This is a genomic window from Candidatus Synechococcus spongiarum (assembly GCF_900047545.1).
GTDB lineage: Bacteria > Cyanobacteriota > Cyanobacteriia > PCC-6307 > Cyanobiaceae > Synechococcus_B > Synechococcus_B spongiarum_C.
Map to the genome: position 1 here is coordinate 1 of NZ_FITM01000129.1, position 13,918 is coordinate 13,918.

Sequence of the window (13,918 nt, forward strand, 5' to 3'; positions counted from 1 at the left end):
GATGCTGACCCAGTTGAGGGACGTGTTGACCATGGGACCTCAGCCGGGGTGAGGAGCTACTCCCCAGGGTAGGTGATTGGGCCGGGCAACGGGCAAGGTTGGACGGGGCTGGGCATCAGTTGCGGCTGACCTTGTCCGCCTGGCTCACGAAGAGCAGCGCCGCCGTGATGGGGATCACAACAATGACGGCGCCCCAAACCAGGCTGCTCAGAAACGCTGAAAGAGAGGGAGTCACGGAGGCTGAATACTCAACTTGCCACAAGTGTAGGGGAGTGTGCGGCGCCTGGGCCGGAGTTGTTAAAGACTGAATTGCTGAATCGTATGCCATATGCTGCGGCTCGCAGCGGAAGCGCCATGGGCTATGCCAACCGCGCCATGCCCCAGTGCCCGTGCTCCATGCCCTAAGCTGCGGCCCACAAAGGAGGCGCCATGGGCAATGCTATGGCCAATGCCAACTTCACCATGCCCCAGCGCCCGTGCTCCATCACCTAAGACGCGGCCAACAGCGGCAGCACCATGGGCAATGTCGTGGCCAATACCAACTGCACCGTGACCCAGGGCTTGAATCGCATGGGATATGTTGTCATGGATAGAATAAAAAGGCCTGAAAAACCAGCGAAGAAATCTAGCAATCAAATAACTGACAAAAGATATAAAATAAGGAAAAGCCAATCTGATTAAAACTATTAACAGGATTATTAATAATAATTTTAACAAGAAAGCCTTGACAGGTTCTTTTATCAAAGCCCATGCGCCCCGCCTCAAATTTTTAATCCAGTTGAAAATAGACTTACGGGCATCACGAAAAATCGCTGCTCTTCCATCTGCCACAACATCACTGGCCGTCTTCATGGCATGACTTGCAGCTGTTGCAGCGCCCTTCCCGGCATATTCAGGTTGATCGCTTGGCTGTTGTTGAGGCTGGTCTTGCGAAGAGACTTGATGGTTGGTAGAAGCGGCCACAACTTGACAAGATCAACATTGGAGCCAGCCTAACCTGAATTTTTCTCCTAGTTCCTGCCCCCAACCAACCCCGAGTGGCGCAGCAGCGCTTCCGTAGACGGTTCGCGCCCACGAAAGGTGCGGAACACCTCCCCAGCGGGCTGGCTACCCCCCAGGCTCAGCACTGTATCCCGGTAGTCCTTGCCTAGGCGACGAATCGCTGCTTCATTTGCCAAACCCACCTCCTCAAAGGCGGCAAAGGCATCTGCGCTTAACACTTCAGACCATTTATAGGTGTAATACCCTGCCGCATATCCTCCTGAGAAAAGATGCTCAAAGCCGCAGATGGTGGCATCTTCGGCAATGGGGGGCAGCGCGGCCATGGCTGTAGCAATACGATGCCATGCTGCCTCTGGTGATTCCTGGCTGTCAGGCCGCCAGCGGGCATGGAGTTCCAGATCACCCTGGGCAAAACCTAGTTGTCGCAGCATTGCCGTGCCGGCCATGAAGGTGCGGGCGGCGCTGATTTTTTCAAACTCGGCTTCCGGCAGGGGGGCTCCGGTTTGCCAGTGGCGGGCCATGGCCACAACGGTGGGCTGGTCATAGCACCAGTTCTCCATGAACTGGCTGGCCAGTTCGATGGCGTCATCCTCCACCAGATTGAGACCAGCGGCTTGGGGGTGATCGATGGTGGTGAGCATGTGCTGCAAGCCATGGCCGAATTCATGGAACAGGGTTTCCACCTCCATGAAGGTCATCAAGCTGGGGGCGCTGTTGACCGGTGGCGTTTGATTACAAATGAGATAGGCCACGGGGACCACCACCTGGCCCTGGTGGTTCCGCTGCCGCACTAGGCACTCATCCATCCAGGCCCCACCGCGCTTTTGTCCAGGCCGTGCGTAGGGATCCAGATAGAAGGCAGCGATAGGGGTGTTCTGCGCTTGATCCACGACCCGGAAAAACCGCACGTCCCTGTGCCATGTGGGGGCCTCACCGTCAGCCGGCACAATGTGGATGGCAAACAACCGTTCACAGAGGCCAAAGAGTCCCGCCAACACTTGCTCCAGGGGAAACCAGGGACGCAGGGCTTCGCTATCCAAGTCAAAGCGGCGGCGGCGCAGTTGCTCACTCCAGTAGGACACGTCCCAGGGCTGCAGGTGCTCCCCTTCGGGGGCGCCCATCTCCCTGGCCAACTGGCGCAACTGCTCCAACTCCCTGGCCGCGGCCAACTGGCTGGGCCGGCGCAAGTCCTCCACCAACTGCTCAATCTCTTCTACGGATCCGGCCATCTTGCTCACCAGGGACACCTGGGCCCAGGTTGTATAGCCCAGTCGCTGGGCTTGCTGATGGCGCAGGGTCAGGATCTTGCGGATGAGGGGGTGATTGTCCGTGTCCCCGGCGGAGGCCCGACTCACATAGCCTTGGTAGGCCTTCTCCCGCAGGTGCCGCTGGCGACTGCAGCGCAGAAAGGGTCCGTAACGGGGGAGATCCAATCCCAATTGCCATGGACCAGCTGCTGCGGTGGCCTCACCGTGGCCGGCCTCACGGGCTGCAGCAGCCATGAGTTCCCGCAGGCTCTCCGGCAAACCGTCCACCTGCCGAGGCTCCTTAAGCAAAAGGCTCCAGGACTTGGTGGCATCCAGCACATGGTTGCTGTAGCGGGTGGACAACTCCGCCAGACGGGTGGTGGCGTCATTAAACGCTTGGCGCTGCTCCGGCTCCAGGCCCACCCCCTGTAATTCCATGGCCTGCACCGCCGTGGTCAGGATGCGCTGCTGCACCCCATCCAATGGCAGCAGCCCCTGCCGGTGTCGCTGTTGCAACTGCCGCAGGGCATTGTAGAGGGTCTGGCTTTGGCCCAGGCGGTTGTAAAACTCCACCACGGCAGGCTGCTGTTGGCTGTGTACCTGCCGCAGGGCGTCACTGTCGCAAACCCTCGTCAGGTGATTCACCACACCCCAGGCCCAGCGGAGCCGCTCCTCAACGTGGTGCAAGGGATCCATCACCTGTTCCCAGGTGAACTCCTCCAGGGCAGCGAGCCTGGCTTCATGGCGGGCAAGCGCCGCTTCCAGGTGCTGCAGGAGTTCCGGCATTCCTGCCCCAATGGCTTCAGGCGTGAATTGCTCATAGGGGGGAAAGCCGTGACCAAGAAGCAGGGGGTTGGTGGTGCTGGTCATCAAATCCTGGGTCCGGGGGCTGGTTTTGGGTCTTACTATTCAGCCCAGATGTAGCGCTTGAGATCAGACGGCTGGGGCTCCGGAGCAGCAAGGGCAAACTCCACCGCATCTGCGACCCGCGCTTCCTCTTCCTTGTCGATGGCAGCCAAACGCTCGGGGCTGGCCAGGTCATGGCGGATCAGTTGGGTTGCCAGGGCCATAATGGGATCCCGCTGTGCCCAGAAGTCCTTTTCCTGCGCATCCCGCAATTCATCCGGATCAGCCAGGGAGTGGCCACGGTAGCGGTAGGTGAGGCACTCCAGCAGTGTGGGTCCCTTGCCGGAGCGGGCCCGGTCAACGGCACGCTGAGCCGCAGCACGGACGGCCAACACGTCCATACCGTCCACTTCCTCACCCACCATGCCAAAAGCTGCTGCCTTGCGGTAGATCTCCGGATTGCTGGTGGCCCGGTCGTGGGCCATGCCAATGGCCCATTTGTTGTTCTCAACAACGAAGAGGATGGGAAGCTTCCAGAGTTGGGCCATATTGAGGCACTCAAAGAACTGCCCGTTGTTACAGGTGCCGTCCCCAAAGAAGGCTGCGGTCACGGCATCACTACTGGTGTCCTTCAGCACGTCACGACCATAACGGCTGGAAAAGGCAGCGCCCAGCGCCACGGGAATCCCCTCGCCGATAAACGCGTAGCCCCCCAGCAGGTGGTGTTCTCGGGAAAATAAATGCATGGAGCCGCCCCGCCCCTTGCTGCATCCGGCTTCCTTGCCAAACAATTCTGCCATCACTTGCCGTGCAGGCACACCCATGCTCAAAGCATGCACATGGTCACGGTACGTGCTGCAGACCCAGTCATGCTTCCGCTGCAGGGCCTGGATCACGCCTGTGGAGACAGCCTCCTGGCCGTTGTAAAGGTGGACAAAGCCAAACATCTTGCCCCGGTAGTACATCTCCGCGCACTTGTCCTCAAAGCGGCGTCCCAGCACCATGTCCCGGTAGAGGGTGAGCCCCACGTCTTGCAGGAGGGTCCAGGCAGGGGCCTGCTGCCCAGCCTCACGCTGTTGATCACCTGTCGCTTCTGCCAGTTCCTGAACCATTTCAGTTGCCTGCGGCTGCACGATTGAAAGACAGGATTGATTTTAAGCGTGCCAGCTTCTTCATCCGTAAAGATCGGGAGACCTGACAAGGAGATCAGCAGCTAAACTTATTAGCATACTTGACCCCACAACAGAGCGTTGCCAACACGCATCCACTGAAACCTTGAGATGAAGCTACCTCTGGACCACTTCCGCGTGCTTGGGGTCAAGCCAGGAGTCAACAGCTCGGAGATTGAGCAGGCCCTCATTGAGCGTCTAAAGAACCCACCGTCCGAAGGCTATTCCTTGGAAACGTTGGATGCCCGCGCCGAACTCTTGCGGGCCAGTGGCGCTTTTCTCATGGATGAGCAGCGTTGCCAGCTCCATGGACGACAGTTGGCAATCATCCCCGGTGAGGACGGTCTTGATGAGGACCGATTCTCCGGTATTGAGCTTGAACCTGACCAGGAGATGGTTGCCCCCCTACTGTTGCTGGAAGCCCAGGACAATCTCCAAGCCTTTGAGTTGGCCCTGGAGTTATTGTCTCAGCGAGGCGAGACGGGGGCGTTCCGTGGCCATCGGCAGGCGGACCTGTTGCTGATGGCCGCCTTGGCAGCACGCCGTGCTTCACAGCAGATGTGGACCAGGCGGCTCTACAACCAATCCGCACAAATCCTGGAGCGCGTCATCCAAGTGATGGCACAGCATGCCTCCCAAGCCAGGCGCAAAGCAGTTCTGGAGGATGATCTGTACAAAGTTGCCCCGTTCCAGGTTTTGGATCTCCTCGGCCAGGCCTGCACACCAATGGAGCGGCAGCGGGGCCTCAGAAGCCTCAAGGCATTGATTGACTACCGCGGTGGCCTGGATACGGAGGATGACGAGCGATGCTCCCCCATCGTGTTCCGGGATTTCTTCAAACAAATTCGCCCCTGTCTGACCATTGACGAGCAGTTGGAGCTTTTTGAGGGTTACAGCGTCCAAAAGTCATCAACCGCCACCTTTCTCCTGGCCTACACCAGGGCGGCGGCCGGCTTTCAGCGCCGTCAGCCCGCCCACATTGATGCGGCCCTGGCCGCCATGGAGGCCGTGGACGTAGGAGGACTGGAGCCCGAGAAAGCCTGTTTGCTGTTGCTGTTGGGGCAACCGGATGCAGCCCAGGACATGGTGAAGTCCTGTCAGGATCCCCGCCTTTGCCAGTGGCTTGTGTCTTATCCATCCATGCCTGACAGTCTCCCCGGCCTGTGCAGCTTCTGTAGCCAATGGCTGGAGCGGCAGGTGCTGCCCTGTTACCGGGACGTGGATCCTCGCGGCAAGGTTGATCTGGATGCTTATTTCCTGGATCCCCAGGTTCAGGACTACATCAAGGACAGGGATTCTCTACCAGTGCCCCATCCTGGACAACCGGAGAGCAAGTCCAATGGAGGAAGAAAGGTCAAACAGACGACGAAGGATCTGGCCTTGTTCACCCCCGCCAAGCCCATCAAGGAGGCACTCCAAGCTGAGCAGGCAGGGCAGCAGGAGCCCTTGTCGTTACGGCCACCCCACCACCGCTGGTCTGACGTGGAGGCCTCAAGTACCGCCAGATCTGCCGCCAAAAGCAACAAGGCGATGGATTCCGCACCTGTCGCGCCTCAACGCCAAACGCTGTGGCCCCTTATGGCAAAAAGCGCCCTAGTGGCTGGCGTCACCGTTGCTCTGGCAGTCCTGCGCCCCTGGTCCCTGCTGACTACTCCAGCCGAAACGCCGGGTTCCCCACCACCGCAGCCTCCATCATCTCCCCCGGATGCAGCGGTCATCAATAATCTTCCTCCATCGCCGCCATCCCTGGCAAACACCCCGGCCCCTCTTGATCTCCTGCGGATTCAGGCGGTACAAGAAGCTGAGGTGCTGGATCTTGCGGGCGTGACAACTCTTCTGAAGGCCTGGCTCCACGCCAAGGCGTCGGTACTTGACACCGCCCCCGCCACCCAGCCCAGTCCAGACACATTGGATGCACTGGCGCTGATTGCCGTGCCTGAGCAGGTGACGGCTGTGCTGAACCAACATCAGTTGTTGCGGGAGCGCGGCGAACAACTCAACGTGAGAACCACACTGGGTGACGTGTCTCTGTCTGCCCAGACCCCAAGTCAAGTGAGCGCCAGGGTTGTCTTAACTTATGCCGAGAGCACACGCGATGCTGACGGCGCCACTACAAACACCCTGGGGCCAACAATTTTGAGGAATGACTATACGTTTACTCGTGAGCAGCAGGGTTGGAAACTGCTGCGTTTTTCTCCTTCATCCCCTTCAGGGGTTGCATCGCTTTAAGGGGATCTCACCAGGAACACCAGCGCAAACGCCAATTCTGTTGCACCCTAGTGTGAAGTTCCAGCCCCGTCTGCTCCATGTTCGAAGAACTCAGCCAGCGCTTTGAGGCCGCCGCCAAGAGCCTGCGGGGCCAGGACAAAATCAACGAGACCAATATTGAGATAGCCCTCAAGGACGTGCGCCGGTCCTTACTGGCGGCAGACGTGAGCTTATCTGTGGTGAAACCCTTCCTGGCCACGGTGCGGGAGCAGGCCCTTGGGGCGGAGGTGGTCCGCGGGGTGAGCCCTGATCAGCAGTTTATCAAGCTGGTCCACGATGCACTGGTGGAGGTGATGGGTGGAGCCAATGTCCCCCTCAATCAAGCGCCCTCGGGTCCCAGTGTCATCCTTCTGGCAGGGCTGCAAGGGGCCGGCAAGACCACGGCGGCTGCAAAGCTGGGACTCCACCTCAAGGAGAAGCGTCTGCGGCCCTTGCTGGTGGCTGCCGATGTATACCGCCCTGCGGCCATTGACCAACTGCGTACCCTGGGCAGCCAGATTGGCGTGGACGTGTTCAGCCTTGGCCCGGATGAACGACCGGAGACCATTGCCTCGGCAGGGGTTAGCAAGGCGAGGGAGGAGGGCTTTGACGCTGTCCTAGTGGACACTGCCGGTCGTCTGCAAATTGATGGGGAGATGATGGCGGAAATGGTGCGCATCCGCACCGCCACCAGCCCCCATGAGGTGTTGCTGGTGGTGGACGCCATGATTGGCCAGGAGGCGGCTGTACTGACCCGCGCCTTTCATGAGCAGGTGGGCATCACTGGTGCGGTGCTCACCAAGCTGGATGGGGACTCCCGTGGTGGCGCCGCCCTGTCCATCCGCCAAGTGAGTGGGGCGCCCATCAAGTTCGTTGGCATCGGCGAGAAGGTGGAAGCGCTACAACCGTTCCACCCTGAACGCATGGCCAGCCGCATCCTGGGTATGGGAGATGTGCTGACCCTGGTGGAGAAAGCCGCCAAGGAGGTGAAGGTGGCGGATATGGAAAAGATGCAGAAAAAGCTCATGGAGGCGCGCTTTGATTTTGCGGATTTCCTGCAGCAGATGCGCCTGATCAAACGCATGGGGTCGTTGGGATCCTTAATGAAAATGATTCCGGGCATGGCCAAAATTGATGACGGCCTGTTGCGTCAGGGGGAAGCGCAGGTCAAACGGGTTGAGGCCATGATCGGCTCCATGACCGAAGCGGAGCGGAAGCAACCCGACCTGTTGGCCGCCAGTCCCAGCCGTCGCCGCCGCATTGCGGCCGGCAGTGGCCACAGTGCGGCCCAGGTGGACAAGATGTTGGCGGATTTCCAACGCATGGGCAGTTTGATGCAAAAGATGAGCCGCGGTGGCTTCCCGGGGGGAGGACCTGGCGGAGGGTTTCCAGGCATGCCCCCATCAGGTCCGGGAGACATGCCAGTCCTGCCGCAGCCGTCCAGGGCCGGAACAGGCGGACGCGGCAAGGGGGGTATGGCTGCGCACACTCGCCCCAAAGCAGGCCGCAAACGCAAGGGATTTGCCGATCTCTGAGCCACCGGCTGGCGAACCATTGGTGCTCCCTCCGGCTGACCCTGGCCACAGTCCATGGCCTACTACAATGGGGATCCGCATCGGTTACACTTCATCTGTCCCGCTTTTCGCCGTCACCGTCCATGATCAAACTCCGCCTGAAGCGCTTTGGCAAAAAGCAGGAAGCCAGTTTTCGCTTGGTGGCTATGGAAGCTTCAGTGCGTCGTGAAGGACGGCCCCTGGAGGTGCTGGGCTTCTACAACCCCCGCAACAAAGAGACGCGCCTGGAAACGGAAGCCATTCGGCGACGACTGGAGCAGGGGGCCCAACCTACGGAAACAGTGCGCCATTTGCTGCAACGTGGTGGTCTGCTGCCCAAGCCTGAACGGCCCCTCAAGACGCCCCAACCCAGCCAAGCTTGAGGTGTTCCCATGGAGGGGCCTGCTGGAGCTGAGCGTCTCCTCCTGCAGCTTCCCTCACCGGATGCCGCCATCGCCCTTGCCGGGGAAGCCGAGTGTACCCTGAGGCAGCTGGGGGATGCCACAGGTTCCCGTCTTGTACTCCACGGTCTTGCCCTGCAAATTCAGGGACGACCAGCACAGGTGCAGCGGGCTGCCCAACTGGTGGAGTTGCTCAGACCCCTATGGAGCACCGGGGAACCCGTCACCCCAACCGACCTCACCACAGCGCTGACAGCACTGGACACAGGCCGGGGCCAGGAACACCAGAACCTGGGAAATACCGTCCTGGCCCGCTCCCAGACGGGGCGCCTCCTCCGTCCCCGCACCCTGCGGCAGAGAGCCTACGTGGAGGCCATTGAACGTCACGCGCTCACCTTTGCCCTCGGCCCTGCCGGCACGGGCAAAACCTTCCTGGCCACCATTCTGGCGGTGCAGATGCTGAATGCCCGCAAGGTGGAGCGCTTGGTCCTCACCCGTCCGGCCGTGGAGGCGGGGGAGCGGCTGGGGTTCCTGCCGGGGGACTTGCAACGGAAGGTGGACCCTTACCTGCGCCCCCTCTATGATGCTCTGCACATGCTCCTGGGGCAGGAGCGCACCGGGACGTTGCTGGAGAAAGGCACCATTGAGGTGGCGCCCCTGGCCTACATGCGGGGCCGCACCCTCGCGGATGCCTTCATCATCTTGGATGAGGCGCAGAACACCAGCCCCGCCCAGATGCGCATGGTGCTCACGCGTCTGGGGGACAACTCCCGCATGGTGGTGACAGGGGATCCCTCCCAGGCGGACTTGCCCCGTCATCAGCGCAGTGGCATCGATGAAGCCAAAGCTGTCCTCAAGGGGGTGGAGGGGGTGGCCATGATTGAGCTCACCGGTGCCGACGTGGTCCGTCACCCTCTGGTGCAGCGCATCGTGAAAGCCTATGGACGCTTTGACCAGCACAACCGCCAGGCCCTGGTCACGGCAGGCCGCTTTGTTGAGCGGCGGCGTCACTGAGCTGGTGTGCGCTCCCCAATGGAGGGAAAACCCCATCCTCCCCTCCCTGAAGTTCCTGGCAAAATTGGGACAGGCTTTCTAAATATCCCATGCCTGCCCAAAGCAATTTTCAAGACGCCATTCGCGAGGCGCAAGCCAGCGCCCTGGTGGGACCCAACGTTGTGAACAAAGCCCTGCCCTTTGTGGGCGGTGGCATGGTGCTTACGGCTGTGGGCACGTTTGGGGGCTTGTCCATGGTGGGCACCCCCGCCTTCATGCCCCTGTTCTGGGTTGCCTTGATTGGCAACCTGGTGCTCTTCTTCGTGGCCCAGGGTGTGGCCAACCGTGGCAACAACAGCACAGCCTTGCCCCTGTTGGCCCTTTACAGCCTGATCACCGGCTTCACCCTCAGCGGACTGGTGGCCCTGGCCCTCAGCACCGCCGGTATTGGCGGCGTTGGCACTGCGGCCCTGGCCACGGGCGCCACCTTTCTGATCGCCTCGGTTTATGGTCGCCGCATGAGTGACAGCGTCGGCCAGGCCCTGGGGCAGGTGGTGGGCCTGGGCATCATCGGCTTAATCATTGCCATGGTGATCCAGCTCATCGGCGGCATCTTCCTGCCGGGGTTTGGCGGGAGCGGTTTTGAGTTGATGATTGCCGGTTTCGGCACAGTCCTCTTTACCGGCGCGGCCTTTCTGGACTTCTACACCATGCCGCGCACCTATCGGGATGATCAGTACCTGGCCGGTGCCCTGAGCATGTATCTCACCTACATCAACCTGTTCATCTTTATTCTGCGACTGGTGATTGCACTGAGTGGCAGCAGCAGAGATTGAGAGCGAGAATGTCGCTCAGGTTCATCCTGGTCGTTGCCGGGACTCTGGCTCTGGCTAAGGCTACGGCCCTCTGGCCAGTTTTTGCTGCCATCCCCCAAGCCGCCACCCATCGACCGGATTGCACTTACAATGGGGTGGCGAGGTTCTGTGTGATGTCCTTCCCAGAGGATTCCGCCGTGGTGGCGGATCACACAGTGTTGATTCACTGGCTGGATGGGGACGTAACCAGTGTGCGGTTTCTCAGCAATGGATCCACGGATGTGGGAGCAAAAGTGATCCTGAATCAGAACAAACGGGGGCGCGTTACCCATGCCTCGCAACTGGCGGCCGGCTGCCAGCGCCTCCATGTGAAGTCAGAAACGGGCAACCAGCTCAGCTTTATCGTGCCATCCCCCCAGCCCCAGCCTGGGCCGGACGCCCATCTACGTCAGCCTTGACAAACAAGTTCCAACCATCTTCCCCTTGGACTTCGTACCATGGTTCTGTGTCGAGATGTCCATGGCCAACGATCCCTTGCAGAGCCTGCGGTTGCAGATGCTCAACGATGTGCTGCCGGTTGGTCTCGGTGCCGTGGCCCGGTTGCGATCAGCGCGCACCAAAGATCTGCTCAACGACCTGCTGAGTGGACAGGACGGTGTTGCCAACCTGCGCCAGGATGGGGAAGACGATGCCCGCCAACTACGGGACCTGTTGGATCAACTGGCTCCCGGCTTGGGTAATCCCGTTGTGGAGGTGGACGTGGAGGTGCAGTCCCAGCCTGCTGACCCATCCGGGCAGGAGGACGATATCCAGGAGTTGCAGGAGCGCCTGGTGCTCATGGCCGAGCGGGTGGCCCAACTCAAAGCGGCTCTTCCCACAGCCAAAACGAAGCCCTGATGGTTGGTGCTACGCCCCTGGAAGGGCAGCCGCCGCGCCAAGTGGGTCTTGATCAAGGCAAACATGGTCTGCTGCTAAGGCTTCTGCTGGCGCTGGTGCTGGTGCTCAGTGGACGGCTCTTCTGGCTCCAGATCATGGAAGGAGAGCAGAATCGTGTGCGGGCCCGGGAAAATAGCGTGCGGGTGGCGCCCAGCCAGCCTATTCGGGGACAGATGCTGGACCGCCATGGAGATGTGCTGGTCTCCAGCCGTCTGGTCCATAAGCTTTACGTGTGGCCCAAGCAGGCAACCGGTCCCGACTGGCAGCAACTGCGCCACCGCATCAGCACCCTGCTGGGTGTCCCGGAGAAGGAGTTGGAGAAACGTCGGGCCAGCTTTAGAGCAGCGGACTACCGCATTGCCTTGACGGACGTGCTCACCCCTGACCAAACCATCAAGCTGTTGGAGCGCTCCGATGAGCTTCCCGGGGCGGAGGTGGGTGTGGACTACCTGCGGGCTTACCCCCATGGCGTCACGGCGGCCCATGTCCTGGGGTACACCAGCCCCGTCACCGACCAGGAGTTGTCCAATCTGGCGAGCCAGGGCTACCAGATCCAGGATCGTATCGGCCGCACTGGCCTTGAAGCTGCCTACGAGCAGCACCTGCGTGGGCAGTGGGGGGGGCGCACCCTGGAGGTCAGTGCCAATGGGGATGTGCAGCGTCCACTGGGGGAGAAGCCCTCCGTGCCGGGCAAGGACTTGCAACTCACCCTGGATCTCGCCCTGCAGCAGGCGGCGGAGACGGCCATTGCCGACTATGCCGTGGGAGCCATCGTGGCCATGGATGCACGGGACGGGGCCATTCTGGCCATGGTGAGCCGCCCGGCCTATGACCCCAATTTTTTCTCCCAGCCGGTCAAACCCCAGGCACAGTTGGATGCCTTGTTTCGCTCCAGCACCCTGCCCATGCTGAACCGGGCCCTGAATCCCTATAACCCGGGAAGTGTGTTCAAGGTGGTGACGGCTGCAGCGGGGATGGAATCCGGGAAGTTCCCACCGGAGACGACGCTGCGCACCACCGCCTGCATCACCTACGGCAGCCACTGCTTCCCGGATCACAACGGCGAAGGTTTTGGCCAGATTGGCTATGAGGATGCTCTGCGCTTCTCCAGCAACACCTTTTTCTACCAGGTGGGTGTCGGCTCAGGCTCCATGGCGCTCCATGATGCTGCCGTGAAACTGGGCTTTACCAAGCGCAGCGGCATTGAAATCGGCTTTGATGAGGATCCAGGTCTGGTGGGCAACGAAGAGTGGGCTGCCGCAGGCCGTGGCTGGGCGGAGCCTGGTCGGACACCCTGGCTTCCCGAAGACATGGCCAGCGCCTCCATTGGGCAGTCCGTGGTGCAGGTGTCTCCCATCCAGGTGGCCCGGGCCTATGCCGCCATTGCCAACGGGGGCTGGCTGGTGCGACCCCACTTCTCTTCCCTGAATCCCCAAACCGGCGAACCGATGGATTGGCTGGCCCAACGTCAACCCGTTGCCTTTGGACCTGAGACCTGGGCCACCCTGCAGCGGGGGTTACGCAAAGTGGTGGCGGACGGCACCGGGTATGGAATGAACAGTGTGAACTTACCCGATGTGTCCGGCAAGACCGGCACCGCAGAAGACAACTCCTCCCATGGTGAAGACCACGCCTGGTTTGCCAGCTATGCCCCCTCCGACAATCCGGAAATTGTGGTGGTTGCCTTTGCCGCCAATAGCCCGGGGGGAGGGTCAGTCCATGCCTTGCCCATCGCCAAAGCTGTGATGGAGGCTTATTTCAAGTCTTAAGAATATAATGAAGTCTGATTACAATGGCAGGAGAAATGCAGTTTGATCCTGGCCCATGACTTGAACTTGGAGTCATGGAGTTGAGTCATGGAGTTGACGGGCAGTCTCCCAGAGACCAACAATAACCCTCATGCGCTGCAAGCGAATGGTTGATACAATTGGCTTTTCCATTCTGCCGAAGCAGAGGGTGGAATCAAAGACTCGTTGCAGACCTTCTTTGCACAGAGCTTCTTGCTGCTTGATCACCGTGCCTTGGCTGCCGTTGCTTGCGGTGTCCATTGGGATGCCTCCGAGATCCGAAAAACCAGGACTCTAGATTAGGGGAAAGGTCCAGACCTCGTCAAGACAGACAGGAATAGACAGGGACCAATGACCAAGGCTGTCCGGGGACCCAAGCTCCGCCCGCGCCCGCGGTGTGCTACTACTGCTCAGCTGTGGGCGCAAGCCATCCTCGCCCGTGGGCTGTTGTGGGAGAGGTAAAGCCGCCGGAGGGGCAGTAAGGTCAGCAGGCTTAGGATCAGGACTCATAAGGAGAGGAAGAGAGATCCCCTCTCTGGTGAGAGGAATGCCCAAGAGACCTTCAGGAGGGAGGAGGGACGGTTTGTTCTGGCTCAGTGAGGAACAGCTTGAGAGGATGAAAGCCCTTCTTTACCAAGTCTCGTGGGATGAGCCGTGTAGGTGTGGAGCCAGAAGGGGTGCTGATGATCGATGACACCTGCGTCAAAGCCCATCGCACTGCCTCCAGCCCTAAAAAGGGGTTGCCGAACCGCGCTTGATTGGTCGTACCACAGGGATCCTCACCAGCAAGCAACCTGTGGTGTGCGACCGAAAAGGACGACCTGTCCGCCTTCTGCTCAGGCAAGGGCAATGCGCAGCGACTTCAGCGGTGCTGACCTCCTGCTGAGGAATCTTCCAGAAGCGAACGTATGGATTGGAGATA

General features: G+C 60.3%; 12 protein-coding genes and 1 pseudogene. 8 read left to right on the forward strand and 5 right to left on the reverse strand.

From position 1 onward, the window contains the following. Nucleotides 1-115: 115 nt before the first annotated feature. The 4 genes from psbX to pdhA all read right to left on the reverse strand — a co-directional run bounded on the left by psbX (nt 116) and on the right by pdhA (nt 4,207). Complete coding sequence (psbX, locus tag FLM9_RS05390) at nt 116-235, reverse strand: photosystem II reaction center protein PsbX (protein WP_074457608.1); 120 nt, start codon at nt 233-235, stop codon at nt 116-118. 62 nt (nt 236-297) lie between these two features. Continuing rightward, the gene (locus tag FLM9_RS07975; protein ID WP_143324618.1) at nt 298-852 is read right to left on the reverse strand and encodes a hypothetical protein; all 555 of its coding nucleotides are present in this window, start codon (nt 850-852) and stop codon (nt 298-300) included. A gap of 158 nt (nt 853-1,010) precedes the next feature. After that, nucleotides 1,011-3,119 (reverse strand): M3 family metallopeptidase, encoded by a 2,109-nt coding sequence (locus FLM9_RS05395; protein ID WP_074457609.1) that lies wholly within the window; start codon nt 3,117-3,119, stop codon nt 1,011-1,013. 35 nt (nt 3,120-3,154) lie between these two features. After that, nucleotides 3,155-4,207: a pyruvate dehydrogenase (acetyl-transferring) E1 component subunit alpha gene (gene pdhA, locus FLM9_RS05400; protein WP_074457610.1), complete on the reverse strand. Its 1,053-nt coding sequence runs from the start codon at nt 4,205-4,207 to the stop codon at nt 3,155-3,157. Between the two features lie 168 nt (nt 4,208-4,375). Between pdhA and FLM9_RS05405 the strand changes: the two genes are divergently transcribed. The 8 genes and pseudogenes from FLM9_RS05405 (at nt 4,376) to mrdA (ending at nt 12,978) form a co-directional block, all read left to right on the forward strand. Continuing rightward, the gene (locus FLM9_RS05405) at nt 4,376-6,493 is read left to right on the forward strand and encodes an IMS domain-containing protein (protein ID WP_074457611.1); all 2,118 of its coding nucleotides are present in this window, start codon (nt 4,376-4,378) and stop codon (nt 6,491-6,493) included. Nucleotides 6,494-6,570: 77 nt separating this feature from the next. Next, nucleotides 6,571-8,046: a signal recognition particle protein gene (gene ffh, locus FLM9_RS05410; protein WP_074457612.1), complete on the forward strand. Its 1,476-nt coding sequence runs from the start codon at nt 6,571-6,573 to the stop codon at nt 8,044-8,046. 122 nt (nt 8,047-8,168) lie between these two features. Beyond that, a pseudogene (gene rpsP, locus FLM9_RS05415) lies at nt 8,169-8,417 on the forward strand (30S ribosomal protein S16); the annotation flags it as partial. A 39-nt stretch (nt 8,418-8,456) separates the two neighbouring features. After that, on the forward strand, nt 8,457-9,479 hold the full coding sequence (locus FLM9_RS05420; RefSeq protein WP_074457613.1) for a PhoH family protein: 1,023 nt from the start codon (nt 8,457-8,459) through the stop codon (nt 9,477-9,479). 89 nt (nt 9,480-9,568) lie between these two features. Continuing rightward, nucleotides 9,569-10,294 carry a Bax inhibitor-1/YccA family protein gene (locus FLM9_RS05425; RefSeq protein WP_074457614.1) on the forward strand — a complete coding sequence of 242 codons (726 nt, stop codon included), beginning with the start codon at nt 9,569-9,571 and terminating at the stop codon, nt 10,292-10,294. A 152-nt stretch (nt 10,295-10,446) separates the two neighbouring features. Next, nucleotides 10,447-10,731: a hypothetical protein gene (locus FLM9_RS05430; protein WP_143324619.1), complete on the forward strand. Its 285-nt coding sequence runs from the start codon at nt 10,447-10,449 to the stop codon at nt 10,729-10,731. A 25-nt stretch (nt 10,732-10,756) separates the two neighbouring features. Next, nucleotides 10,757-11,170, forward strand: a complete 414-nt coding sequence (locus FLM9_RS05435) for a hypothetical protein (protein WP_143324620.1) — start codon at nt 10,757-10,759, stop codon at nt 11,168-11,170. After that, a complete protein-coding gene (gene mrdA / locus FLM9_RS05440; RefSeq protein ID WP_074457616.1) occupies nt 11,170-12,978 on the forward strand; it encodes a penicillin-binding protein 2 in 1,809 nt (602 codons plus the stop codon). The genes FLM9_RS05435 and mrdA overlap by 1 nt, the downstream gene beginning before the upstream one ends. A 72-nt stretch (nt 12,979-13,050) precedes the next feature. Here the strand turns inward: mrdA and FLM9_RS08380 are convergent, their stop codons facing one another. Next, nucleotides 13,051-13,257, reverse strand: coding sequence for a hypothetical protein (locus tag FLM9_RS08380; RefSeq protein ID WP_074457617.1), 207 nt, complete (start codon nt 13,255-13,257; stop codon nt 13,051-13,053). Nucleotides 13,258-13,918 lie beyond the last annotated feature (661 nt).

Coding starts and splice junctions, on each gene's coding strand:
- FLM9_RS07975 (WP_143324618.1), bottom strand. CDS start 852: ATGAAGACGGCCAGTGATGTTGTGGCAGATGGAAGAGCAGCGATTTTT.
- FLM9_RS05395 (WP_074457609.1), bottom strand. CDS start 3,119: ATGACCAGCACCACCAACCCCCTGCTTCTTGGTCACGGCTTTCCCCCC.
- pdhA (WP_074457610.1), bottom strand. CDS start 4,207: ATGGTTCAGGAACTGGCAGAAGCGACAGGTGATCAACAGCGTGAGGCT.
- FLM9_RS05405 (WP_074457611.1), top strand. CDS start 4,376: ATGAAGCTACCTCTGGACCACTTCCGCGTGCTTGGGGTCAAGCCAGGA.
- ffh (WP_074457612.1), top strand. CDS start 6,571: ATGTTCGAAGAACTCAGCCAGCGCTTTGAGGCCGCCGCCAAGAGCCTG.
- FLM9_RS05420 (WP_074457613.1), top strand. CDS start 8,457: ATGGAGGGGCCTGCTGGAGCTGAGCGTCTCCTCCTGCAGCTTCCCTCA.
- FLM9_RS05425 (WP_074457614.1), top strand. CDS start 9,569: ATGCCTGCCCAAAGCAATTTTCAAGACGCCATTCGCGAGGCGCAAGCC.
- FLM9_RS05430 (WP_143324619.1), top strand. CDS start 10,447: ATGTCCTTCCCAGAGGATTCCGCCGTGGTGGCGGATCACACAGTGTTG.
- mrdA (WP_074457616.1), top strand. CDS start 11,170: ATGGTTGGTGCTACGCCCCTGGAAGGGCAGCCGCCGCGCCAAGTGGGT.
- FLM9_RS08380 (WP_074457617.1), bottom strand. CDS start 13,257: ATGGACACCGCAAGCAACGGCAGCCAAGGCACGGTGATCAAGCAGCAA.